The sequence below is a fragment of the Pseudomonas sp. TH34 genome (assembly GCF_016650865.1).
Taxonomy (GTDB): domain Bacteria; phylum Pseudomonadota; class Gammaproteobacteria; order Pseudomonadales; family Pseudomonadaceae; genus Aquipseudomonas; species Aquipseudomonas yamanorum.
Map to the genome: position 1 here is coordinate 221,249 of NZ_JAEKFB010000033.1, position 23,073 is coordinate 244,321.

33 protein-coding genes and 1 pseudogene are annotated in these 23,073 nt (G+C 58.5%); 30 read left to right on the plus strand and 4 right to left on the minus strand.

Translation table 11 applies throughout. The features are described from left to right. Nucleotides 1-127 precede the first annotated feature (127 nt). The 13 genes and pseudogenes from JFU58_RS26550 (at nucleotide 128) to JFU58_RS26605 (ending at nucleotide 6,733) form a co-directional block, all read left to right on the plus strand. A complete protein-coding gene (locus JFU58_RS26550; RefSeq protein WP_201142750.1) occupies nucleotides 128-1,006 on the plus strand; it encodes a GPO family capsid scaffolding protein in 879 nt (292 codons plus the stop codon). 45 nt (nucleotides 1,007-1,051) lie between these two features. Continuing rightward, entirely contained in the window at nucleotides 1,052-2,059 is a 1,008-nt protein-coding gene (locus tag JFU58_RS26555) for a phage major capsid protein, P2 family (RefSeq protein ID WP_201142751.1), read from the plus strand. A gap of 11 nt (nucleotides 2,060-2,070) precedes the next feature. Continuing rightward, nucleotides 2,071-2,787, plus strand: coding sequence for a phage terminase small subunit (locus JFU58_RS26560; RefSeq protein WP_201142752.1), 717 nt, complete (start codon nucleotides 2,071-2,073; stop codon nucleotides 2,785-2,787). 105 nt (nucleotides 2,788-2,892) lie between these two features. After that, nucleotides 2,893-3,354 (plus strand): head completion/stabilization protein, encoded by a 462-nt coding sequence (locus tag JFU58_RS26565; protein WP_057709716.1) that lies wholly within the window; start codon nucleotides 2,893-2,895, stop codon nucleotides 3,352-3,354. After that, nucleotides 3,354-3,566, plus strand: a complete 213-nt coding sequence (locus JFU58_RS26570) for a tail protein X (RefSeq protein WP_201142753.1) — start codon at nucleotides 3,354-3,356, stop codon at nucleotides 3,564-3,566. Before JFU58_RS26565 ends, JFU58_RS26570 begins: the two co-directional genes overlap by 1 nt. Before the next feature lie 27 nt (nucleotides 3,567-3,593). Further along, nucleotides 3,594-3,947 (plus strand): putative holin, encoded by a 354-nt coding sequence (locus JFU58_RS26575; protein ID WP_019818195.1) that lies wholly within the window; start codon nucleotides 3,594-3,596, stop codon nucleotides 3,945-3,947. Between the two features lies 1 nt (nucleotide 3,948). Beyond that, nucleotides 3,949-4,227 carry a phage holin family protein gene (locus tag JFU58_RS26580; RefSeq protein WP_201142754.1) on the plus strand — a complete coding sequence of 93 codons (279 nt, stop codon included), beginning with the start codon at nucleotides 3,949-3,951 and terminating at the stop codon, nucleotides 4,225-4,227. Next, entirely contained in the window at nucleotides 4,224-5,069 is an 846-nt protein-coding gene (locus JFU58_RS26585) for an N-acetylmuramidase domain-containing protein (protein ID WP_201142755.1), read from the plus strand. Before JFU58_RS26580 ends, JFU58_RS26585 begins: the two co-directional genes overlap by 4 nt. Next, nucleotides 5,066-5,269, plus strand: a complete 204-nt coding sequence (locus JFU58_RS26590; protein WP_201142756.1) for a hypothetical protein — start codon at nucleotides 5,066-5,068, stop codon at nucleotides 5,267-5,269. The genes JFU58_RS26585 and JFU58_RS26590 overlap by 4 nt, the downstream gene beginning before the upstream one ends. Then, the gene (gene lysB / locus JFU58_RS26595) at nucleotides 5,266-5,709 is read left to right on the plus strand and encodes an Rz-like lysis system protein LysB (protein WP_201142757.1); all 444 of its coding nucleotides are present in this window, start codon (nucleotides 5,266-5,268) and stop codon (nucleotides 5,707-5,709) included. Before JFU58_RS26590 ends, lysB begins: the two co-directional genes overlap by 4 nt. After that, nucleotides 5,624-5,809, plus strand: a pseudogene (gene lysC / locus JFU58_RS32365) (Rz1-like lysis system protein LysC); the annotation flags it as partial. The gene lysB and the pseudogene lysC, both read left to right, overlap by 86 nt. Then, entirely contained in the window at nucleotides 5,806-6,288 is a 483-nt protein-coding gene (locus JFU58_RS26600; RefSeq protein ID WP_201142758.1) for a phage tail protein, read from the plus strand. The pseudogene lysC and the gene JFU58_RS26600, both read left to right, overlap by 4 nt. Continuing rightward, nucleotides 6,278-6,733 (plus strand): phage virion morphogenesis protein, encoded by a 456-nt coding sequence (locus tag JFU58_RS26605; RefSeq protein ID WP_201142759.1) that lies wholly within the window; start codon nucleotides 6,278-6,280, stop codon nucleotides 6,731-6,733. The genes JFU58_RS26600 and JFU58_RS26605 overlap by 11 nt, the downstream gene beginning before the upstream one ends. 5 nt (nucleotides 6,734-6,738) lie before the next feature. On the opposite strand, the gene JFU58_RS32370 is transcribed toward JFU58_RS26605, so the two are convergent. Beyond that, entirely contained in the window at nucleotides 6,739-7,530 is a 792-nt protein-coding gene (locus JFU58_RS32370; RefSeq protein ID WP_242488333.1) for a DUF4145 domain-containing protein, read from the minus strand. A gap of 143 nt (nucleotides 7,531-7,673) precedes the next feature. Here JFU58_RS32370 and JFU58_RS26615 point away from each other — a divergent pair, with 143 nt between their 5' ends. From JFU58_RS26615 to JFU58_RS26640, 6 genes are read left to right on the plus strand one after another with little or no spacing between them, the layout of a single operon-like run. Then, a complete protein-coding gene (locus tag JFU58_RS26615) occupies nucleotides 7,674-8,252 on the plus strand; it encodes a phage baseplate assembly protein V (RefSeq protein ID WP_201142881.1) in 579 nt (192 codons plus the stop codon). Continuing rightward, nucleotides 8,249-8,593: a GPW/gp25 family protein gene (locus JFU58_RS26620; protein WP_201142760.1), complete on the plus strand. Its 345-nt coding sequence runs from the start codon at nucleotides 8,249-8,251 to the stop codon at nucleotides 8,591-8,593. The genes JFU58_RS26615 and JFU58_RS26620 overlap by 4 nt, the downstream gene beginning before the upstream one ends. Next, nucleotides 8,590-9,501 carry a baseplate assembly protein gene (locus JFU58_RS26625; RefSeq protein WP_201142761.1) on the plus strand — a complete coding sequence of 304 codons (912 nt, stop codon included), beginning with the start codon at nucleotides 8,590-8,592 and terminating at the stop codon, nucleotides 9,499-9,501. Before JFU58_RS26620 ends, JFU58_RS26625 begins: the two co-directional genes overlap by 4 nt. Beyond that, entirely contained in the window at nucleotides 9,501-10,118 is a 618-nt protein-coding gene (locus JFU58_RS26630; protein ID WP_201142762.1) for a phage tail protein I, read from the plus strand. Before JFU58_RS26625 ends, JFU58_RS26630 begins: the two co-directional genes overlap by 1 nt. Continuing rightward, nucleotides 10,115-11,449, plus strand: coding sequence for a phage tail protein (locus tag JFU58_RS32375; RefSeq protein WP_242488334.1), 1,335 nt, complete (start codon nucleotides 10,115-10,117; stop codon nucleotides 11,447-11,449). Before JFU58_RS26630 ends, JFU58_RS32375 begins: the two co-directional genes overlap by 4 nt. A 9-nt stretch (nucleotides 11,450-11,458) precedes the next feature. After that, nucleotides 11,459-11,851, plus strand: a complete 393-nt coding sequence (locus tag JFU58_RS26640; protein ID WP_201142763.1) for a hypothetical protein — start codon at nucleotides 11,459-11,461, stop codon at nucleotides 11,849-11,851. Nucleotides 11,852-11,865: 14 nt separating this feature from the next. Here JFU58_RS26640 and JFU58_RS26645 read toward each other — a convergent pair whose 3' ends face one another. Then, nucleotides 11,866-12,834 carry an acyltransferase family protein gene (locus tag JFU58_RS26645; RefSeq protein WP_201142764.1) on the minus strand — a complete coding sequence of 323 codons (969 nt, stop codon included), beginning with the start codon at nucleotides 12,832-12,834 and terminating at the stop codon, nucleotides 11,866-11,868. Between the two features lie 147 nt (nucleotides 12,835-12,981). Here JFU58_RS26645 and JFU58_RS26650 point away from each other — a divergent pair, with 147 nt between their 5' ends. From JFU58_RS26650 to JFU58_RS26680, 7 genes are read left to right on the plus strand one after another with little or no spacing between them, the layout of a single operon-like run. Next, nucleotides 12,982-14,157, plus strand: coding sequence for a phage tail sheath protein (locus JFU58_RS26650; protein ID WP_201142765.1), 1,176 nt, complete (start codon nucleotides 12,982-12,984; stop codon nucleotides 14,155-14,157). 57 nt (nucleotides 14,158-14,214) lie between these two features. Next, nucleotides 14,215-14,730 carry a phage major tail tube protein gene (locus tag JFU58_RS26655; protein ID WP_201142766.1) on the plus strand — a complete coding sequence of 172 codons (516 nt, stop codon included), beginning with the start codon at nucleotides 14,215-14,217 and terminating at the stop codon, nucleotides 14,728-14,730. Between the two features lie 49 nt (nucleotides 14,731-14,779). Next, entirely contained in the window at nucleotides 14,780-15,115 is a 336-nt protein-coding gene (locus JFU58_RS26660) for a phage tail assembly protein (protein ID WP_201142767.1), read from the plus strand. Nucleotides 15,116-15,123: 8 nt separating this feature from the next. Then, nucleotides 15,124-15,243 carry a GpE family phage tail protein gene (locus tag JFU58_RS26665; protein ID WP_201142768.1) on the plus strand — a complete coding sequence of 40 codons (120 nt, stop codon included), beginning with the start codon at nucleotides 15,124-15,126 and terminating at the stop codon, nucleotides 15,241-15,243. Next, on the plus strand, nucleotides 15,233-18,328 hold the full coding sequence (locus JFU58_RS26670) for a phage tail tape measure protein (protein WP_201142769.1): 3,096 nt from the start codon (nucleotides 15,233-15,235) through the stop codon (nucleotides 18,326-18,328). Before JFU58_RS26665 ends, JFU58_RS26670 begins: the two co-directional genes overlap by 11 nt. Before the next feature lie 5 nt (nucleotides 18,329-18,333). Next, nucleotides 18,334-18,774 (plus strand): phage tail protein, encoded by a 441-nt coding sequence (locus JFU58_RS26675; protein ID WP_201142770.1) that lies wholly within the window; start codon nucleotides 18,334-18,336, stop codon nucleotides 18,772-18,774. After that, a complete protein-coding gene (locus JFU58_RS26680; RefSeq protein ID WP_201142771.1) occupies nucleotides 18,771-20,042 on the plus strand; it encodes a contractile injection system protein, VgrG/Pvc8 family in 1,272 nt (423 codons plus the stop codon). The genes JFU58_RS26675 and JFU58_RS26680 overlap by 4 nt, the downstream gene beginning before the upstream one ends. 332 nt (nucleotides 20,043-20,374) lie before the next feature. On the opposite strand, the gene JFU58_RS26685 is transcribed toward JFU58_RS26680, so the two are convergent. Both JFU58_RS26685 and JFU58_RS26690 read right to left on the minus strand, forming a co-directional pair. Beyond that, complete coding sequence (locus JFU58_RS26685; RefSeq protein WP_201142772.1) at nucleotides 20,375-21,169, minus strand: zinc ribbon domain-containing protein; 795 nt, start codon at nucleotides 21,167-21,169, stop codon at nucleotides 20,375-20,377. Between the two features lie 78 nt (nucleotides 21,170-21,247). Beyond that, nucleotides 21,248-21,601, minus strand: a complete 354-nt coding sequence (locus JFU58_RS26690; protein WP_201142773.1) for a helix-turn-helix domain-containing protein — start codon at nucleotides 21,599-21,601, stop codon at nucleotides 21,248-21,250. An 84-nt stretch (nucleotides 21,602-21,685) separates the two neighbouring features. Between JFU58_RS26690 and JFU58_RS26695 the strand changes: the two genes are divergently transcribed. Genes JFU58_RS26695 through JFU58_RS26710 form a run of 4 tightly spaced genes read left to right on the plus strand, consistent with a single transcriptional unit; the run spans nucleotide 21,686 to nucleotide 23,056 of the window. Next, nucleotides 21,686-21,898 (plus strand): DNA-binding protein, encoded by a 213-nt coding sequence (locus tag JFU58_RS26695; protein ID WP_092231667.1) that lies wholly within the window; start codon nucleotides 21,686-21,688, stop codon nucleotides 21,896-21,898. A 29-nt stretch (nucleotides 21,899-21,927) separates the two neighbouring features. Then, nucleotides 21,928-22,401: a YmfL family putative regulatory protein gene (locus JFU58_RS26700; RefSeq protein ID WP_201142774.1), complete on the plus strand. Its 474-nt coding sequence runs from the start codon at nucleotides 21,928-21,930 to the stop codon at nucleotides 22,399-22,401. Next, nucleotides 22,398-22,685 carry an ogr/Delta-like zinc finger family protein gene (locus tag JFU58_RS26705; RefSeq protein ID WP_010176319.1) on the plus strand — a complete coding sequence of 96 codons (288 nt, stop codon included), beginning with the start codon at nucleotides 22,398-22,400 and terminating at the stop codon, nucleotides 22,683-22,685. The genes JFU58_RS26700 and JFU58_RS26705 overlap by 4 nt, the downstream gene beginning before the upstream one ends. Further along, a complete protein-coding gene (locus JFU58_RS26710) occupies nucleotides 22,685-23,056 on the plus strand; it encodes a hypothetical protein (RefSeq protein ID WP_201142775.1) in 372 nt (123 codons plus the stop codon). The genes JFU58_RS26705 and JFU58_RS26710 overlap by 1 nt, the downstream gene beginning before the upstream one ends. Nucleotides 23,057-23,073 lie beyond the last annotated feature (17 nt).

The following is a 23,073-nucleotide window of genomic DNA, read 5'->3' on the forward strand; positions in this document are numbered from 1 at the left end:
CGTACAGTTCTCGCTCCGGTCCTTGTAGTCCCTCGATCTACAACAGCGTCTCGTTGCCCGTCGCGCTCGCGCTCAACAACATGCGCTCATCGCCAAGGCACACAGCCACCGCTCTGAGGATCCACGCATGGCCGGCAAAACCGACAACCCAGGCAAAAAACAGCTCTCTAAGTTCTTCCGCGTCGCCGTCGAAGGCGCCACCACTGACGGTCGCCAGATCGAACGGCAATGGCTGGTCGATGCCGCCGAGACCTACAGCCAGAACACCTACGGTGCGCGGGTATGGATCGAGCACATGCGCAGCCTGCTGCCCGACAGCCCATTCCGTGCTTACGGCGATGTGGTCGCACTGAAGACCGAAGAAGTCGATATTGCCGGCGCCAAAAAGCTCGCCTTATTTGCCCGGATTGAACCGACCGCCGACCTGATCACGATGAACAAGGCGCGTCAAAAAATGTACACCAGCATCGAGATTCGTCCGAAATTCGCCGACACCGGGCGGGCCTACCTGGACGGCATCGCGGTTACCGACACCCCGGCCAGCCTGGGCACCGAGATGCTGACGTTCAGCGCTCAACACCCGGACATGAACCCACTGGCAGCCCGTAAGCGCGATCCTGGCAACCTGTTTTCCGAGGCTGTCGAGATCGAACTTGAATTCGAAGAAGTTGAGGACGAAAGCGGAAAGGTCGTAGGCCTGTTCACCCGCGTTCTCGAACTCCTCGGCAAGAGCAAGGACAAGGAAGGCAAGGACGCCGCTCTATTCACTGAACTCGGCGAGGCCGTCGAGGCCATGGCCGAGCATGTCGCCAGCCAGGGCGAAACCTTCGCCGTCGAAAAGTCGGCCCGCGAAAAGTTGCAGATAGCCCACGACAAGCTGTCCGCCGACTTCTCGGCACTGGTTACTCAGCTCGAAAAAACCCCGGACACCACGGGACAAAAAACGCAGCACTCCGTTCGCCCGCCGGCTACGGGCGGTGACGGCGCGCTCGTCACCGACTGCTGATCCACCACACGGACAACACCCAGCCAAGGAACATCGGAGAACACCATGCGTAACGATACCCGCGTCATGTACAACGCCTACCTGCAACAACTCGCGCAACTGCATGGCGTGAGCGACGTCACCACCAAATTTACCGCCGCACCGAGCGTGGCCCAGACCCTGGAAACCCGTATCCAGGAGTCCAGCGCCTTCCTCAGTGCCATCAACGTGTTTGGCGTGTCCGAGCAGTCGGGTGAAAAAATCGGCATCGGTATCGACGGCACCATCGCCAGCACCACCGACACAACCGTCAAGGACCGCGAGCCGCGCGACCCGAGCGGACTGGACAACCGTGGGTACGTCTGCACCCAGACCAACTTCGACACCGGCATCCGTTACCAGAAGCTGGATCAGTGGGCCAAGTTCAAGGACTTCCAGGCGCGTATTCGCGACGCCATCATCAAGGCCCAGGCACTCAACCGGATCATGATCGGCTGGAACGGCACCAGTCGTGCCTCCACCTCCAACCCGACGCTCAACCAACTGTTGCAGGACGTCAACGTTGGCTGGCTGGAGAAAATGCGCCTGGAAAACCCTGCTCGTGTGATGAAGGAAGTCGTCGACGGCAGCGGAAAGATCCAGATCGGCGCTGGCAAGGACTTCGAAAACATCGACGCCCTGGTCGTGAGCATGGTCAACGAGTTCATCGAGCCCTGGTATCAGGAAGACACCGACCTGGTGGTGATCTGCGGTCGCCAACTGTTGGCCGACAAGTACTTCCCGATTATCAACAAAACCCAGGCGCCGACCGAAATGCTTGCGGCCGATATCGTCACCAGCCAGAAACGTATCGGTAACTTGCCCGCAGTGCGCGTGCCGCACTTCCCGCCAAACGGCCTGCTGGTGACCCGCCTCGACAACCTGTCGATCTACTGGCAGGAAAACACTCGCCGACGCACCGTCGTCGACAACGCCAAACGCGACCGCATCGAGAACTTCGAATCGGTCAACGAAAGTTATGTGATTGAAGACCTGGGCTGCGCTGCCATGGCCGAAAACATCACCCTGAGCTGAGGCCGGCGATCATGACCAACCCTTGTCGCCGTCACTTCCAGCGCGTCACAGCAGCCGTTGCGGCGGCTGCCGTGGCAGGCCCAGCCATGACCATGGAAGGCGCATCCGTTTATGAGCTGCACCTCGCGAAGCTCCAGCAGGACTATCTGCGCCTGAAACAGGTGCAGTCGACCGAAGGCAAGGCGGAACTGAAACGGCAATTGCTGCCGGAGTATGTCCCCTATGTGGAAGGTGTTCTCGCCGAAGGCAAAGGCGCCCAGGACCAGGTGCTGACCACGCTGATGGTCTGGCGCATGGACGCCACGGACTTTGCCGGCGCCCTGGACATTGCGGAATACGTGATCCACCACGCGCTGCTGATGCCTGACCGATTCGAACGCACCACCGGCACGATCGTCGCGGAAGAAATCGCCGAAGTTGCACTGAAAGCGCAAAAGGCTGGTGGAACCTTTGACCTGGATCTACTACTACGCACCGAGCAGATCGCAGGTGACGAGGACATGCCTGATCAGGCCAAGGCCAAGCTACACCTGGCGCTGGGTAAGGCATATGCCGAGAAAGTCTCCGACGAGGATCCGGTAGAAAACCGCTTGATCGTCCTTGGCACTCTGGAGTCCGCCAGAACTCACTTGGCCCGCGCCATCGAGCTGAACACCAACTGCGGCGGCAAGAAGGATCTGGAGCGCGTTGAGCGCCTCCTCAAGAAATTTGCTGCTCCCAGCAGCTAACCGAGCGTCCCCACGCACCCCGCCGGCTCGGGGCGGATCGGCCAGGCCGCTCCTCCTGAACATGAAGCCCCGACCACCGGCGACCCATTTTCTGAGTGCTGTTCCATGAGCGCATTTGTAGCCAGCGGCCCAGTTACCGGCGGTCACATCAACACCGACCCGTTCTGGCCCTCAATCGACCTTGAGCAGCTTCGCGCCACTCTACGCATCGACAACAGCGTCACCCCCGCTCGCCTGGAAACTGCCGTCATCGCTGCAGCGATCAACCTCAATCGTGAGCTGAAGTTGTGGAAGGCCCAACAACTGGCCGCCGGCTACACCACACTGGCCGACGTCCCTGACGACAAGATCAACGATGTATCAGTCCAGGCTCACTTGTACCGGCGTGCGATCGAGGCCGGTACCGGCGCCGAAGTCTGCGAGCGGTACCGCGACTACAGCGCAACCAACACCGGCACCGATAAAGCAGAAGAAACAGCCCCGACCATCGACGACTACCGCCGCGATCTGCGCTGGGCCGTGCGTGACTTCCTCGGTTTAAGCCGCACCACCGTGGAGTTGATCTGATGCCCGTCGCTGTCCGCACGAACCAAAACGACACCGTTGACGCCCTCTGCTGGCGGTTCTACGGCCGCACTGCTGGCGTCACCGAGGCCGTGCTTGAAGCCAACCCTGGCCTGGCTGACCACGGCCCAATCCTGCCGCACGGCCTTGTCGTCAACATGCCCGAAGCCCAAACCAGCGCGCCCCAGCGGCAGATGGTGCAGCTATGGAACTGACCCTCCGCAACCAAGGAAACCCACACCATGGCTGATCCGACTTCCAGCGTTGTGTCTGGCCTGCTCATTGGCTTGGGCCTGGCCAGCGTCACGCCAGTCATCGATGACGGGGCGCTATTCGGCGCCATCCTCGGTGCATGGCTGGTTACCAGCACCAAGCGGGACCTGAAGGTCTGGCAACGGCTGGGCTCACTATTTCTGTCCGCCGGCGTGGGCTACTTGTTCGCGCCAATGGCTTTACAGGCAATTCCGTTTATCACCAGCGGTGGCAGCGCCTTTCTCTGTGCCCTGGTGGTCATCCCAATCAGCATCAAACTGATGGTTTGGGTGGAAAAGGCGGATATCTGGGACATCTGGCGTCGCATCAGAGGGGGCACCTGATATGCAGAACATCGAACTGGCCGTGCAGTTGATCGCGGCAATCGCCTACCTGCTGAGTGCCTTGCGCCTTGCTTGCTACACCCGAGGCGATGCGCGGTACCGGCGCAGCATTTCGCTGCTGGCAAGCGTGTTTGGCGCCACGTTGTGCATCTGCGGTCTGGAGATCCTGCTGGACCGCCAGCAAACCAGCCTCGGGCAGGCTGCTTCCATCGTGCTGCTCTGCATCCTGATTTTCCGTTCACGCGGCAACGTTGCCGCCCTGTTGAGGCCCAGCGCATGACCACCACCCTCCGCCACGGCGACCGTTCACAAGCGGTGCTGATGCTGCAAAAGAGTCTCAACAAGAACGGTGCCAACGTCGTGCCGGACGGTGACTACGGCGACGCCACAGAAGCCGCCGTCCGCGCGTATCAGGTCAAAATGGGCCTGGTCGCCGATGGCGTCGCCGGCACCAAGACTCAAGCCAGTCTTGCCGGTGGCGACTGTACCCAACTGCTACGCAACAACGACCTGGTGGTCGCTGCCGAACGTCTCGGCGTACCGCTGGCGAGCATCTACGCGGTCAACGAAGTGGAATCCAAGGGCAAGGGCTTTCTCGACAACGGCAAGCCGGTGATCCTGTTCGAACGCCACATCATGTACCGCCAGCTCGCCACGGCTCGAAACGCGGGCGATGACCCAGCCGAACTCAAACGTCACGCCAACCAGCTCGCCACCGCCAACCCCGCCCTGGTCAACCCGAAGCCAGGCGGATACATCGGCGGTACCGCCGAGCACCAACGCCTGGCCATGGCCCGCTTGATCGATGACACCTCCGCCTTGGAGTCGGCTTCCTGGGGCGCCTTTCAGATCATGGGCTTTCACTGGAAACGCCTCGGCTACGCGAGCGCGCAGGACTTTGTGGCGGCAATGAGTGCCAGCGAATCACAACAGTTCGACGCCTTCACCCGTTTCATCGAGACCGACCCGGTGCTACACAAGGCCCTCAAAGCCCGCAAATGGGCCGAGTTCGCCAAGCTCTACAACGGGCCGGATTACCTGCGAAATCTCTACGACACCAAGCTCCAACGCGCCTACGAACGGCACGCCGGTTGCGAATGTGGGCAAGGGGTGGCGGCATGATCGACTTCGACGCGATAGAAAAGCTACGGGTGCAGGACGGTGACGTGCTGGTGGTGCCGGCGTCGTCCGAACATGACGACATGCAGCTCCTGGCCGAGTCCATCCAGATAATGAACGGCGCCCGGGCCGTGATCGTGCGCGGCCCTATCAAGCAGTTCGACACCGCCGCCATGAACAAACTCGGCTGGTACCGCGCGTGAGCACCCTGCGCCAGGCGCTGTACGGCATCGCCCTGCTCGGCGCCCTGGCGCTGCTGATCTGGGGTCAGGAAAAACGGATCGACGTCGCCGAGGGCCAAACCCAATTGGCGAAAGATGCGGCCAAGACGGCCCGCGATGACGCCGACCGCAACCTCTCCACCGCCAACACGCTCAGCACCACCCTGAAGCAGGAGCGCGATGCACAGAGCAACCTGCGCATTCAGCAGGACCAACTGCGCTTGAGCCTGGCGAGACGCGAGCGAACCATAGAGGAGCTGAAACGTGAAAACGACGAACTACGCAACTGGGCTGATCAGCCTTTGCCTGACGCTGCTCGCCGGCTGCGCGAGCGCCCCGCCATCACCGGCGCCGCCGCTTATCGTGACTGGCTGTCCGGCCGTAGTACCGTGCGTCCTGCCGGCGACCAGCCCACTCAGTAACGGCGACCAACTCACCGACCAAGACCGCGCCGAAGCCGCCTGGGCCGATTGCGCCGCCCAGGTAGACATGGTTTACAAACACCAGCAGGCCCAACAATGAACAAGCCCGAAAGCCTGCGCGCCCACCTGCTGGCCACCGTTGCCGAGTTCAAGCACAACCCCGACCGCCTGCTGATCTTCATCGACAACGGCAGGGTTCGTTGCACCGCTGCTCATACCCTGTCGTTTGAATACAGCTTTGACCTGCAGATAATCCTTACCGAGTTCGCCGGCCACCCCGACAGCGTGATCCTACCGATCCTTGGCTGGCTCAGCGTCAACCAGTCCGAGTTGCTGGAAAACCTCGACAAGGTCAAAGACGGCATCCAGTTCGAGGCCGACATCCTCGACAAGGACAAAGTGGACCTCAGCATTACCCTACAGCTGACAGAGCGCGTCGTCGTGGGCAATGACGAGCAGGGCAACACCACCATAAAACACCCAAACGAACCGCAATATGTGACCGGCTACCTCGATCCGAACTGGAACCCCGGTGCCCAAGGCAACACCAGCGAATGGATAGTGCCTGATGGCAAGTAACTTGGAAGCACTGGAGGACTGGGCGGGAGTGCTGCTGGCTCGGTTGGAGCCAGGAGAGCGAAGCAAACTGGCCCGGACCATCGGGCAGGAGTTGCGTCGTAGTCAGCAGAAGCGCGTGGTGGCTCAACAAAATCCGGACGGGAGCAAGTTTGCACCGCGTAAGCAGCGGAACCTGCGCGGTAAGCAAGGTCGTATTCGTCGCAAGCTGGCGATGTTCAAGAAGCTACGGACAGCGTCATACCTAAAAGTCCGTGGTGATAGCAATGCCGTGACGGTGGGGTTCACCGGGCGTATCGCCCGGATTGCCAGGGTTCACCAGTACGGTTTAAACGATCGGGCGGAACGTGGGGCGCCCGATGTGCGTTACGAGCAACGAGAACTATTAGGCCTTAATGAAGCGAACCTGGACTTGATCCGCGACAGCCTTTTAAATCACCTAACATGACTCCACTAACTTTTTGGAGCGTCACGCTTTGCAATTGCCTCTAGTAAATTTTCAGGCAAAGAGTCATATATTTCCTGAACATGCTTTGGCTCAGAAATGGTTTTATCAACTATCAGATTTAGTAATTTAAACAACGCCTCGGCAGTAGCCCGATCATCTCGAATATCGATTATTCCAGGATGAACAGCTGAGTTACCAATCACACGAACCGCATCTAGCGCCTGCTGAACACGTGGATCCAAACCTGCCGCGACCAATGCTTTGATGTCGGTATTTATATTTTCCCCGGATTGACCAAGTTCCTTGCAGAGCTTTTGAATCGCCAAACGCAAAAGAGCAGCAGCACCTCTTGGTGATTGGTTCAGTATTGAGCTGGCCTCTTCGTAATCACGTCTAACATCTTCAGACATGTCTTGATTGGCAGAAACCACATTTCCAACAACTGGATAAATTAACCTATTATGTATCCAAACAGATGCGCGATCACAATTAAAACATTGACTTACGGTGCAATTTCTTAGTTGCTCACTAACATAAAAAGTCTTATCTCTTTTGTCTATAAATGGGATACCCGACACCATCCTCAATACCCAGCTTTCAATCTTTTTCCGTTCCTCTGAATTGTCAGTATCGGGAAAATTTAATTCGTCATAATCCTTTTGACCAAGAATCGTTGGCAGAACTTGCTCTCCATCGTGTCGACTAATAAAAACCGCACTCCAGAACTGCTTTGCTAGTGCCGCACAGTGGGGACAATTGAATGCGGTTTCCTTAACTGATGGCGATACGTATTTCATAGACATTCCCTTGATGATATGGACGGGTGTCAGAAGCAGTGACCTCCTGCAATCTTCGAGAACCTACTCTACTGGACTGTATGCAGCCCAGCTACAACGTAACAATGCTGCACTCGCGCGCATGCAACGCCACCATCGTCGCCATGAACGACTTCGCCGCCCTCTCCCGCATGCTCGAAAACCTCATCCGCTTCGGCGTCATCGCCGCCGTGCAGATGGAGCCCCCGCGCGTGCAGGTTAAAACCGGAACACTAACTACCGCCTGGCTGCCGTGGCTCGCCCTGCGCGCCGGATCTGACCGCGAGTGGGACCCGCCGACCGTCGACGAACAGGTGATCCTGTTCAGCCCCTCCGGCCAACTCGCCAATGGCGTCGTCATCACCGGCCTGCCCAGCGATCACATTCCCGCCAACGGCAACCGCGCTGGCCTACACCGCCGAACCTACGCCGACGGCACAGTGATCGAGTACGACAGTGTCGCTCATCACCTCAATGCCACCCTGGCCGACGGCGGCACCACCAACCTGATCAGCAAGGGCGGCATCAACCTTGTCGGCGACATCACGCACGAGGGCGATTACACCCAGACCGGCAATCAAAACATAACCGGCAAAGTCACCGTCTCGATTGACGTGGTTGCGGCCGGGGTCAGTTTGGTCAAACACCCGCACAACGGCGTCAAATCCGGCGGCGATCAATCCGAGGGGCCTGTTCCGTCATGAACCGAGAAACTGGCGGCGCGATCGACAACCTCGCCCATATCAGCCAATGCGTAACCGACATCCTCAGCACTCGCATCGGTACACGCGTGATGCGCCGCGAATACGGCAGCCTGTTACCCGAGTTGGTGGACCATCCCTTCAACGACGTCACCCGGCTTCGCGTATACGCGGCCACCGTCATGGCGCTGATGCGTTGGGAAACACGGATCAGCCTTAGCCGCGTGCAATTCACTGGCGCGAACCTGCTGGGCCAAGCGTCGCTGGATCTGGAAGGCAGCGTGGTCGACACCAACCAGCCGCTGAGTCTCAGCGTACCGCTGCAACTGGGAGGTAGCGTATGAACAGCTTCGCCCCCATCGACCTCAGCCAGCTCCCGGCGCCGCAGATCGTCGAGCAGATCGACTTCGAAGTGATATTGGCAGAACGCCGGACCTACATGATCAGCCTCTGGCCAGTCGATGAACAAGCGGAAATAGCTACCCGCCTCGACATGGAATCTGAGCCGCTGACCAAGCTGCTGCAAGAGAACGCCTACCGCGAAACGGTATGGCGGCAGCGGGTCAACGAAGCCTCTCTGGCCAACCTGCTCGCCACCGCGCGTGGCACAGACTTGGAGCAGTTGGCCGCTAACTTCAACGTGAAGCGCTTGGTCATTCAGGAAGGCAGGCCAACGGCGGTGCCACCTGTTCCAAAGTTGATGGAGAGCGACGACAGTCTGCGCGAGCGGGCACAGATGGCCTGGGAGGGCCTGAGCACCGCGGGCCCAAGAAACAGCTACATCTTTCACGCACGGGCTGCTGATGGCCGGGTGGCTGATGCGACAGCTGAAAGCCCATCCCCCGCAGTGGCAGTCGTCACCGTGCAATCATTTCTCGGCGATGGCACCGCCCCGGCCGACTTGCTCGCCACGGTCAAAACCTACCTCAGTGATGATGATCGCCGGCCAGTGGCCGATCGCTTAACTGTCCAAGGTGCCGAAATTGTCCAGTACCAGGTCAAAGCCAAACTCTACCTGCTGTCCAGTGGACCTGAGTCCGAACCCATTCTCGCTGCAGCTGAGAGTCGCTTGCGAGCCTACGTCAACCAACGGCGCCGCCTGGGCATGGAGGTTTCAGAGTCAGCCCTGCATGCCGCGCTGCACGTTGAGGGTGTGCGCAAGGTCGAGCTGGAAGGGTGGGTGGATATTGTCGCCACAAAGGCCCAGGCCCCGTACTGCACCAATGTCACGGTGACCCGAGGTGTCGAGTAATGGGTGCCCAGCAGTTGCTGCCAGGGAACGCCACGCCGCTGGAGCGTCAGGCTACCCAGGCGCTTGAGCAAATCCAACGTGTGCCGATCCCGCTCCGGCAGCTGTGTAACCCCACCACATGCCCCCTGAATGTATTGCCATACCTGGCCTGGGCCTTCTCGGTCGACCGCTGGGACAGCAACTGGACCGAAGCTACGAAGCGAGCAGCCATTCGCTCATCCCATTACATCCACTCTCGTAAAGGCACCATCGGCGCACTGCGGCGAGTGGTCGAGCCGCTGGGCTACCTGATCGAGGTGCTGGAGTGGTGGCAGACGGTACCGGAAGGCGTACCCGGAACATTCGCCTTGAAAGTTGGGGTGCTGGAAACCGGTATCACCGAAGAGATGTACCAGGAACTCACCTGGTTGATCGACGACGCCAAGCCCCTCACCCGCCACCTGACCGGCCTGGCCATCAGCCTGGAAAGTACCGGCACAGTGTTTATCGGGGTCAGCGTTTACGAAGGCGACGAACTCAGTGTTTACCCACCGACTCAGCGCGACATCGATGTCAGCGGCTACCTTGCCGTCGGTGGCCGCGAACATCACATCGACACAATGGACATCTACCCATGACCGACCAAAACAGCCAATTCTTCGCGATCCTGACCGCAGTCGGAGAGGCCAAGCAAGCCAACGCCGATGCGTTGGGTGTGCCGTGGACTTTTGCCCAGATGGGTGTCGGTGACGCCAACGGTACAGACCCGATTCCAAGCCGCACGCAAACGAAGCTGATCAATGAGCGCCGACGTGCACCACTCAACCAGGTGAAGGTCGATCCGAAGAACGCGAGCGTCATCATCGCCGAGCAGATCATCCCCGAAAGCATCGGTGGCTGGTGGATTCGTGAAATCGGCCTTTACGATGCCGCCGGCGACCTGGTCGCCATTGCCAACTGTGCACCGACGTTTAAACCCCTGCTTACCCAGGGTTCTGGTCGCACACAGGTTATTCGGATCAACCTTATCGTCAGCAACACGTCGAACATCGAGTTGAAGATCGATCCCTCCGTTGTCCTGGCAACACGAGAGTATGTCGATACCGGCTTTCTTCCATTGAAAGGTGGGACGTTGACCGGCTCGCTCAATCTGATCGAATCCAAGAGCGTCTACATTCAACCCGACAATGCCCCGACCTGGGCGGCGGGTTTGATTGCCGGCACCTTCGGTGGAGAAAAGGCCGGGGTAGGCTTCCTCGGCAGCTATAACACGCTGAACGTAGCGTTTCTGGGGCTAGGCGCTACTCCATGGGTCAGCGGTAACGGCGTCCGCGTCACCGTCAATGGTGTCGAAATTGCCGGTCCCATTACAGGCAATGGCGCCGGCCTTACAGGGCTTAAATTCTCCGCGCTGACTGGGCTGCCCAATTCCCTGGCGGGATACGGCATACCGATTGCCACCCAGACCGAAGCCGAGACCGGCGCCGATACCAACAAGCCCATGAGCGCCTTGCGAGTGTTCCAAGCAATCGCGGCAAAGGTCATACAGGCCACTGAAAGTGCATTGGGTACAGCACGAATTGCGAGTCAAACAGTGGTCAATGCCGGAGCGGATGACAGCACCATCGTCACGCCCAAGAAGTTGCGCTGGGGCTTTCAGATTCTGATCGGCCAAACGGGCTATATAGTTTTCCCCACCTACCTCGGCGGCTGGATCGTTCAATGGAGTCTTGCAGTTTCACTGACAGGTTCGGCAGTCAATCAGACCAACTTTCATATCCCCTTTCCCAACGACATCGGCACTGTCGTCGTCGGCGCCTTCAATAACACGGGCGGTGGCGAATACTCGGTTCGTCTAAGTGACGGCGCGGGAGGTGTGAATGGTGCGGTAAATAAATCTTGGTTCAAGACCTACAACACTGGGGTAACCGGCCAGGCGGGCCTGAGCTACATCGCGGTCGGTACCTGAGGAGACTTTATGAAATATGCAACGTTTAACTCTGATGGAACGCTCGCTCAACGACTGATCAAGGGCGTTCATCCAATCCCTTCAGGCGCCATAGAGGTGGATGACGCTTTATGGAGCCGACTAATCAAGGAATCGGACGGGGTCTGGGTGCGTAATGTATCCGGCGAAATCGTCAAGCAACCTTTGCCGAACCTACCACCCACGCGGGAAGACATCGAACGCCTGCGCCTTGCAGCCTACGCAGAGCCGGTCCTAGGTTCAGATCGCTATTTCTCTGAGGCGAACCGTATGCAAGTGATGAATGAACCCGGCTGGGAAAAGGTTCGGGATGCGGGGATTGTGCGTTTCAACGAGATACAGGCGCTTTTCCCATGGCCAGAAGAAACTGCACAACAGCCCTGACAACGCGCCCTTCCTTACGAGGCGCGAATACCGTCAACGAGGGCAGCACTTGCCCGGTTCTTGAGCCTCAGCGCTGGCTTCTCGACGAGATACCAGCTTGCCGTGGAAAACGTCACCAACGCGGCCGTCAGTATCAAGCCAGTCAAAAATGGATTCTCCGGCTTGTACGTCGCGTTGAGGAACAGAATCATCGGAATGTGGTAGACGTACATCCCGTAACTCAAGTCGGGGATTTTAGACGGGATCAGCTTCGCACCGGCCATACCCGCCCATACGACCGCGAATGCCTGCACCACAGAGGGGGCCATGTCGCCGCCGATGCCTGGAATCGGGATGTATGTCCACAGGCACACGACCACGAAGCACACCCACGGCAGCACTGGGCCAAGCCGCATCAGTCGCTCTTGATGCAGGAACATCAGGTTTCCGGTGAAGAACGCAGGCGCCAGGTACGAGAGGACGTGATAGTAGGGACTGATCGGCATCGTGGTGATTTTCCAGGAAATCACACTTGCCGCCGCCAGCAGCAACCAGATATACACCGGCCGCTTGTATGCCCCCAATGCCCAGAGTATTGCCAAAACGGCATAGGCAAGCTCCTCCCAGGCCAAGGACCACAACGCCGCGTTGGTATGGGGTGGCATCATCAAGCCGCCAGTGACCCAGACGGTAAGCGAGTTGATCAGGAACGTGTAGTCGAGCAACACGTACCCCAGAAGCAGCGAAATGATCAGCGCTGGAAATATCCGCAGTGCCCGTTTGCGAGCAAATACTGTCCACGACCCAGTGTTGGCAAAGCTCTTGAGCACCAAAAAGCCGCTGACCGCGAGAAATGCTGGAACTGCACGGATAAAACCCGGCCAGTTGAAGTTAGGGTCTAATGAGGCCCAGGTGTGAACCACCACTACCTCAACTGCCAGTAATAACCGGATCAAATCAAAGCTTGGGTAGCGGATAGATGTGTTCAAGACGGGGTTGGACATGTCACGGCCTTCTTAAGTAGACCGCCATCCTATCCGATAGCCTTCACGTCCTGTAGCCCTCACCGTTACAAGCTCACATGCTCGCCCAACCGGCGCGCGCGCGGCAGCCTGTGCACTGTCATTCCATCACAGCGCAGGCAACCACCCATGGCCGGTTCAGACTATCTCCACGGCGTGCGGGTCATCGAACTCAACGACGGCACCCGCCCCATTCGTACTATCCCCACTGCGGTCATCGGCCTGGTTTGCACGGCTGAAGATGCAGACCCGCTCGCTTTTCCGCTGGACACCCCAGTACTGCTGACCAGTGTTCAAGCCGCCATCGGCAAAGCTGGCGTCAAAGGCACCCTGGCGACCAGCCTGCAAGCCATCAGCGACCAGACCAAGCCCTATGTCATCGTAGTGCGGGTCAAGGAAGGCGCAGACGAAGCCACAACCACCAGCGCGTTGATCGGCACCACCAACGCCAACGGCCAGTACACCGGCATGAAAGCCCTGCTCGCCGCCAAGGCGCGCGTGGGCATGACGCCGCGTATCCTCGGTGTACCGGGCCTCGACAGTTTGCCGGTGGCCACCACCCTGGTATCGGTTGCCCAAGACCTACGCGCCTTCGCATATGTCAGCGCCTGGAACTGCAAAACCAAGGAAGAGGTGGTCGCCTACCGCGAGAACTTCGGCGCCCGTGAAGTCATGGTGATTTGGCCGGACTTCCTCAGTTGGAACACCGTCACCAGCAAGACTGTCACCGCCGCCGCCACGGCGCGCGCCCTGGGGCTGCGCGCGAAGATCGATCAGGAAACCGGCTGGCACAAGACCCTCTCCAACGTTGCCGTCAACGGCGTGACCGGCATCAGCGCCGACGTGTTCTGGGATCTGCAAAACCCGGCCACTGACGCCAACTACCTCAACAGCAACGAGGTCACCACCCTCATAAACGAGGGAGGCTTCCGCTTCTGGGGTAGCCGTACGTGCAGCGACGATCCGCTGTTCGCCTTCGAAAACTACACCCGTACCGCGCAGATCCTCGCCGACACCATGGCCGAGGCGCACATGTGGGCCGTGGACAAGCCCATGCACGCGTCCCTGGTGCGGGACATCATCGAAGGCATCAACGCCAAGTTCCGCGAGATGGTTGCCCAGGGCTACCTGATCGGCGGCAGCTGCTGGTACCCGGAAGACATCAACGACAAAGACACCCTCAAGGCCGGCAAGTTGACGATCGATTACGACTACACGCCAGTGCCTCCCCTGGAAGACCTCACCCTTCGCCAGCGCATCACCGACAGCTACCTGATGCAGTTTGCCAGCCAGATCAACAGCTAAACCGGGTCTCCCCGCAAGGGGAGTTAACCCCCAGCCAAACACCCGGAGAACACTGCCATGGCTATGCCACGCAAACTCAAGAACCTCATGTTGTTCAACGACGCCAACATCTATAGGGGTGTGGTCAAGTCCGTCACCCTGCCCGCCCTCGGCCGCAAGATGGAAGCCTATCGCGGCGGCGGCATGAACGGCCCGGTCAAGGCTGACCTGGGTTTCTCCGACGACGGTATCCAGTTCGAATGGAAGACTGGCGGCCTGGATTTGATCAGCCTGAAACAGTTCGCCATGGTCAACGCATCGGGCGTGGCCCTGCGTTTTACCGGCGCCTTTGAGCAGGACGACACGGGCGAAGTGAGCGCCGTCGAAGTCGTTGTCCGCGGCCGCCACGAGACCATCGAAATGGGTGACGCCCAGCCTGGCGAAGACACCGAGCATTCGATGACCACCACCTGCACCTATTACAAGTTGACCGTCGACAACGAAGAGATCATCGAAATTGATCTGCTCAACTTCATCGAGAAGGTCGATGGGGTCGACATGCTAGAGAAACAGCGCAAAGCCCTGGGCTTCTGATAGCCCACCCACGACATAAAACGCTTGCCCATCACAAGGAGCTTTACCCATGAAAACCGCAGCTACCGAACAACCTGACGTTCAACCTTTGGCCGACGACAACACCGTCGTGCTCGATACCCCAATTCGCCGTGGCGCCACCGTCATCGACAGCATCACCCTGCGCAAGCCCAACTCGGGCGAGCTGCGCGGTGTGAGCCTGGCAGAGCTGCTGCAAATGGACGTCAACAGCTTGGTCAAGGTAGTGCCGCGCATCAGCAGCCCAACCCTAACCCCCATTGAAGTCAACTCGATGGACCCCGCCGACCTTTTCGCGCTCGGCACCAAGGTGTCCGGTTTTTTGCTACAGAAATCGATGAAGACGGACGCATCCCTCGTTGCGTAGAGGACGCCATGGCCGACCTGGCCGTGGTTTTTCACTGGGCACCAGTTGACATGGATCAGTTGGGTCTGCAAGAACTGATGGACTGGCGCGAGCGCGCCAGGGTGCGGAGTTCCACCGATGGCAAATGATCTGCGGCTACAGCTGATTCTGAACGCCATTGATCGCGTCACAGCCCCACTGCGCAGCATTCAACGGCAATCCACCGTAGCTGCGCAGGCGCTCAAGGCAGCCAGGGACCGGCTGAAAGGTCTCAACGAGTCGCAGAAACAAATCAACGGTTTCCGCGAACTGAAGCAGGGGCTGAGTTCGACCCGAACCGAACTGCAAGCGGCTCAACAGCGCACCCAGGAACTGGGGCGCGCACTGTCCCAAACGCAAAATCCAACCCGCGCCATGCAGAGGGACTTTGACCGTGCACGCGCTGCTCTTCAACGACTGAAAGACCAGGAGACCGCCCAGACCCGTCAACTTCAAACAATGCGTCAGAGCCTTCAGGCCGCCGGGATCAGCACGCGTAATCTTGGGCAGCACAGCGCACAGTTACGCGCTGATATGGCTCGGGCGAATGCTGAGATTGCAGAGCAACAGCGACGGCTTCAAGAACTGACACGACGTCAACGCGCTAGCGCGCAGGCGAGCGAACGTCTTCGCCGTAGTCAGCAAACTGCAGGACGACTCGCCATGGGTGGGGCCGCTGGCCTGGGCGTGGGCTATGCAGCGAGCCGGCCCCTTGCTGCAGTAGTTAATTCATTCGCACCCAACGAGGATTCCGCTACGCAGCTCAAGGTGTCGATGATGGATGACACTGGGAAGGTCTCGGAGGACTTCCAGAAAATCACCGACCTGGCCACTAAATTGGGCGACCGTTTGCCAGGTACGACAGCCGACTTCCAGAACATGATGACCATGCTCAGACGCCAAGGTCTGAGCGCGCAAAGCATACTCGGAGGTACCGGCGAAGCGGCAGCGTACTTGGGCGTTCAACTGAAGATGCCAGTCACCGCTGCGGCCGAATTCGCTGCCAAAATGCAGGATGCTACCCGCACCTCAGAAAAGGACATGATGGGGCTGATGGACACCATTCAGCGTGGGTTTTATGCCGGCGTTGATCCAGACAACATGCTCCAGGGGTTCAGCAAGATCGCTCCGGTCATGGATACCATCAAGAAATCTGGGATCGACGCAGCCAAGGAACTGGCGCCGCTGTTAATCATGATGGACCAGGCAGGGATGGAAGGTGGTTCAGCAGGCAACGCCTTCCGGAAAATTTTCCAGGCAGGGCTAAATCAAAGCAAAGTCGACAGCGCTAATAAGCTCGCAGCCGCTTCAAACAAAGGCGTGTCGCTTAAGTTCACTGATGACCAAGGAAACTTTGCGGGGCTTGAAAATCTGTACGCACAGGTCGAAAAGCTGAAAGTGCTGAACGATACCGACCGCACCGCCGTCATCAGCAAGCTTTTTGGTGATGACGCGGAAACTATGACAACCCTGAACACAATGATGAACAAGGGGTTGGCCGGCTATCAGGAAGTCCAGCAGAAGCTGCAAACCCAGGCCGACCTGCGAACCCGCGTCAACGAGCAACTCAGCACGCTAACCAACGTCATGGAGGCTGCCGAGGGCAGCTTTACCAACGCCATGGCAGAGTTTGGCGCGGCCGTAGCGCCAGAACTCAAGAGCCTGATCAACACCCTGGGAGAAGTCGCAAACAGCGTAGGCACATGGGCCAGAGAGAATCCAAAATTGGCCGGTGGTTTGGTCAAGGTGGTCGGCGCGATTACCGCACTTGCGTTCGTGTTCGGTGCTCTAGCATTGACCATGGCAAGCATGCTGGGACCGTTCGCCGTGCTCCGCTACGGTATGACAATGTTCGGTCTACAGGGTGGCGTCGTCACCAAGATGCTCGGCAAACTGCTACCAACGCTGACGGGCTTGGCTCGTAACGCGTTCCCAATGCTGGTGCAAGCAGCCAGGTTATTCGCCACCACACTGATCAGTGCTATCAGCTCAGTCGGCACAGCGATCCTGGCCACACCCATAGGCTGGTTGATGGCAGCAATTGCAGGACTAGTCGCTGCCGGGTTCCTTGTTTACAAATACTGGAAACCGATAAAGGGTTTCTTCATGGGCTTTTGGCAGGGGCTTTCCGCTGCACTGCAACCAGTGCTCACCGGTTTCAGTAAGTTCGGCGAACTACTGGGCAATTTGGCGAAAGCCGCCTATGCAATACCGGGTGTAGGCACTGCGTTAAGGCTGCTCGGCAGCATCGCACAGCCTCTGTTCAACATGATATCCAACGGCATCAGCGGGTTGATTGGGTGGTTCAGTGACCTGCTGAAGCCAGTCGAGGACGTAGGCGGCGCCGCTCAGTCAATGGGGCAACGGTTCGGGGCGGCCATCGGCAACATGATCGCCACGCTTGTGCAGAGCATCGTTTCACTCGCTACGGGCGCCACCAATCTGTGGGCAAGTATTAAGACCAGCTTTGATCAAGGCCTGTCTGGCATCCTTCAAATGATTGCTAACTTCAGCCCGCTCGGCTTGTTCTACCAGGCCTTCTCCGGGGTTATGAGTTACTTCGGCGTGGAGCTGCCGGGGAAATTCACTGAGTTCGGCGGCATGATCATCAACGGATTGATCAATGGCCTGACCTCTGGAATCGGCGCCGTCAAAGACGCCATCGGATCGATCGGCGATGCCAGCATCGGTTGGTTCAAGGAAAAGCTCGGCATCCACAGCCCTTCCCGGGTGTTTGCGGAGCTGGGCGGGTTCACCATGGCGGGGCTGACCCAGGGCCTAGAAGGCGGACAGAAGGGCCCGATGGACGCCCTGACCAGCATGAGCAAACAACTGATCGCCGCCGGGCCCTTCGACCTTAGCGGTTTCACCATTCCCCGCCTCACGAAGGGCATGGAGAGTGGACAGAAAGGCCCGCTTGATGCAGTGACCAGCATGAGCAAACAGCTGACCACCGTCGGAACACTGGCCTTGGGCGCCACAGCCATTCCAGCGTTTGCGGTGGACAACGCTGCGCCCATCAGCAGTGCGCCAGCAGCAGCCGTTTACGATAGCCACGACACATACGAATTCTCCATCACCGCTGGGCCTGGTACAGACCTGCAAAGCCTGGAAAAGAGCGTGCGCGCTATGTTGGCCCGCATCGAAAACGAAAAGAAGGCGCGTCAGCGCAGCAAACTTTCTGACCTGGAATAACCACCATGATGCTCGCCCTCGGCATGTTCGTGTTCAGCCTTAGAACCGCCGCCTACCAAGAGCTGCAACGCCAAACCGATTGGCGCCATGCCAGCAACAACCGGGTCGGTGCAGCTCCCGCACGGCAATTTGTTGGCCGTGGCGATGATGCAATCACTCTCCCCGGCATAATCCTCCCGGAGTTGGCCGGCAGCGCCCTCAGCCTCGACGCCCTGCGCTTGATGGCGAACACTGGCAAGGCATGGCCCATGGTCGAAGGCAGCGGCCGGATATACGGCCTATGGGTGATCGAAAATATGAGCGAGACCAAGACCATCTTTTTCAGCAATGGCGAGCCTCGGCGTATTGAATTTACCTTGAGCCTCAAGCGCACCGACGATGACCGCATTGATCTTCTCGGCGCCGGTACCAGCATTGGCGTCAACATCCTGCGAGGTCTGCTGTGATCGAGTCGGTAATCTCCAAGGTCACCGGCTACGTGCGCAGTACCGCCGAGCGTTACGTCCGTGACGCGGCGTATCCCGTGCCCGCATTCCGGCTCACCGTCGACGGTCTGGATATCGCCCAACTGATCAGCCCTCGCCTGATGGGCCTGGAGCTGACTGACAATCGCGGCGTCGAGGCCGACCAACTCAGCATCACCCTCAGCGACCACGACGGCCTGCTGGCGATCCCACCCAAGGGCGCAGTGTTGCGCTTGTGGCTGGGCTGGAGCGACACAGGCCTGGTGGACAAAGGCACCTACACCGTCGACGAAACCGAACACAGCGGAGCGCCCGACGTACTCAGCATCCGAGCTCGATCGGCAGATCTGCGCAAAGGCCTGAAAACCAAACGCGAACGCAGCTGGAGCAACACCACCCTCGGCGACGTCTTGGGCGATATCGCCATCGGCAACGGTCTGACCGCGACCATCGCAGGCGCCCTCGACGGGTTGCCCATCCTGCAGCTCGACCAGGCCAACGAGTCCGACGCCAACCTGATCAGCCGCCTGGGCGAGGAGTTCGACGCGGTGGCCAGCGTGAAAGCAGGTTGCCTACTGTGCCTGCCGGCGGGTGGCGGCAAGACGGCCAGCGGCCTGGACCTGCCGCACATCACCCTCACCCGCGCCGACGGTGACCAACACCGCTACCTACAAGCCGACCGCGACAGCTACGACGGCGTGCGCGCCTATTACTACGACGTGAACAGTGCCAAAAAACAGGAGGCTATTGCCGGCGGCGGTGAAAATCTCAAGGATCTGCGACACACGTACAGCGACCAGCAGTCGGCCCTGCGTGCTGCCCGGGCGGAATTCCGGCGACTGCAACGAGGCAGCGCCACGCTCAGCTACAACTTGGCCGTGGGCCGGCCCGACCTGATCCCCGAGTTGACGTACACGCTCCAGGGCGTAAAGGAGGAAATAGACGAGATCATCTGGCATGGCGGCAACGTGCAGCACAGCCTGAGCGCAGACGGTGGATACACGGTGAGCCTGGAGCTGGAAAGCAAGCTGCCGGAAGATAACGTTGAGGATCTGGCGGAAGAGGACAAGGGTGATTTCACGGGGATCATCGCGTACTACCGCGACCAGAAAACAGGGGAAGAAAAAACGATTACTGCGGGTGAGCAATCGAAGCCAAGGCGGTTACGGTGGCTGTACGCCACTGAGGCGACGGCTAAACGAGCGGTAGATCGCGAGTGGAAAAAAGCTCAGGCCGAGAAGACAGCATAAACCCCGGAACATGTCCGGGGTCAGCACGATTACTACTCAGGTGCGACCGTAAAAACCTCCAACAGTCGCAGCACATCTTGTTGCCGCTGGGCACTGATGGCCCGAAACATTGCTAGCAACTTCACTTCCTGATCGCTAAGGCAGTTCGCATCTACGACTGACACTTGGCTTTCCGACACACCACTGTTCTCCATCATGCGAATACTCCTTTCACACGCAACGGGAACTCGGCACCTACATGGCGCCGTTAAAGTCTCCCGGGGAACAGCCAATTTCCATCACGTTCTGCTGTGTCATCGGACGGCAAGCAAAAAATTATGTGTGTTATTACGTCACTGTGCTGGCTCAAACGGGGGCAGCGTCATGTACACGCCGTTCTCCCCCCAGCCTTGCAAATTGCCCTTGACATCAACAACGTAATGCTCATTAAAACCGGCCTCGGGATCGTCCAGACGCAGCCCGCCATCAGGTAGTTTTTTTACTTCGTAATGCTCGGTATTTTTCCCACCGCTGGCAAAAACAGAGTCGAGCAAATACTTGTCGTTTTGCTTGTACAACACCATCACATGACCCAACACGCCGTCCTGCAACCAGCTACCGATCCTGTTCGGGTATGCCTTGAGGTCCAGCGCTTTCAGAGCTTGATAATCCTTTACGCTCAGGCCGATCAGCGAGGCCCTGTAGTCGGGGTCAAAGTTGGCGATGGCCCAGAAAGCGCTGTCGGTTTGCCCTTCGACACGAAATCCTATGAAGGTTTTGTCGGCCGTGAATTTGGAATCGGCACGAATGGTTTTTGCCACTTCCGCCAAATCTGCGTCGTTTAACCGCTTAGGCAAAATGACTTCTACTTTGCGAGGCCTACCTTCTCGGAAATCGTCCTCTGTGATTGAGTAGGACTGCGACACAGCGGCAATTGGTGCAGCCTGCTGTGTGGCCTTTTCCGCGGGCTTGGTATCGCTTCCGCCCGAAAACAATAAAAACGCGCCAGCAATGACAGCGAGCATGATTACAACCCCAAATACCTCGCGCCCTAACGTTACGCCGGGTTTTTTAACGCCACAGCTGGGGCAGACTTTTGCTGTGGCGTCCACTGTGTGCCTACAGGATTTACAAGGCTTCAAAGCCATTCCTTTCTCCTTTGAACTTCCATGAAAAAGCCGACCTTCTTGGTCGGCGTACTGCACCCGATTACCGGGTATCTACTGCTACTTCTCAGATGCTGGTTTTTTTCCGGTTGAGTCCGCTGCATTGGCGAATGCCGAAGCCATGCGCAGGAGTACCTGCCGGTCACCAGGATCCACTTGCTCGTAGACCTGGAGAAATTCCGATGCACCGTCGCTAATGCTCTCGGCTGCTTGACGCTTACGCTCGCCAGTTACCACGTAAAGAATATCGACGCCTCTTTCTGCAACAGCCGCAAGGTAGTCCGCGTCAGGGCTTCGATCACCTTTTTCGTAGTTGTACTGACTGTTTTTCGAAGCCCCAGCAACTGCCGCAAATTCAGTCTGACTGAACCCCAGGCGCTCCCGTTCCTCTTTGAGACGGTCACCAATACCCACATTTGTCTCCATCAAGGCTTGACGATCCCACAAACATGGGAAATACTTCGCCTGTCATCACACGAAACCACACGAAACGAGACTATGCCGAACGCATCCCCCATCGAGCAAGCATGCCAAGAGGCCCGTGATCGTCTCGCACGTCTCGGGATCTCCGCCAAAGACTGGGCTGAAAAAAATGAATTCAACCCTTCGACGGTCTACGCGGTTTTGAACGGACAGAAGAAGTGTTTGCGTGGTGAGGCTCACCGCGCGGCCGTTCTGCTCGGAATCAAAGACGGCGTGATTACAAACTAGGGCCTCTGGCTCCAAGGGGAAACCAGAAGATGAAACGCCCAGTTCTAGCAACAAAGCGCCAGGTAATGAGCGCGGTGATCAACGATTACAAAGGTGGCCGCGAGTGCGCAGCTGCGCGCCTGGGGTACGAACTCAAGAAGTTCGACAACCACATCTACGAAAATGCCGGCAGCCGGCCTTTGACCGACGAGCAGATTCACTGCCTGGAGCAGGACGCGGGCACCACACACCTCCCGGAATACATCGCCGCACTGTACGGCGGTATGTTTGTCCCCCTGGCCAAGCCAGAGACTCTGGACAACATCGATCTCTACAACCGCTCGGTAAACGCTGCTGCCAAGCGCGGCGTGGTCGACCAGATCATAGCCAAGGCGCTTGACGATGGTGTCATTGAACCGGATGAAGCCGAGGCGATCCTTGCTGCTCATAACCGGTACATGTCGGCCCGCCACTCGGAAGTACTTGCCACGATCCTGTTGCACACGAAAGGAACCGTACAGTGAGCACTTACAAGCTGGTTTGCCCCCATTGCCATAGCCGCATGCGCATCCGCACCAGCGAAGGCCAACACATTTTCCTGCGCATCACCTATATGCAATGCACCAACGAAGCGTGCGGCTGGGCGGTGCGTGCTGAATTTCAAATGACCCACGAGCTTAGCCCCAGCGGCATGCCTAACCCGGCTGTGCGCCTCCCGGTTGCAGATGTGGTCATTCGTCGCCAGGCAATGAAGACCGCTAATGATCAACCCGATCTGCTGGACCAAATGGAAATGGAGGGTGCGTGATGAATACTGCTACCGATACCGATTACCAGGAATACCAGGCGACCATGCAAACCGCTGGCCTGTCCTTCTTGCAACGTCACCAGGCCGAGTACCTCGGCAACGACCAATTGCTTTTCTGCCGCGCGGTGCAGCACTTGGTGGGCAGCCTGGAAGTGCCTTTACACATGGCTGAAAAACTGATCAGCCGCGCCTACGGTGAACTCAAATCCAACAACGACCGCCACCAGTTGGACGTCGATGCAAGCTCCGGTGCCGTGGCTGTCATCACGGACCCGGCCAGCGGTATGACCTGGGCCGTGCCGGTCAGCCTGATCTACCAACGCATCATCAACGCACCGGAAAACCGCCGACTGCGCCTCGTAACACCGTAACCCCCGACTAACCCCGC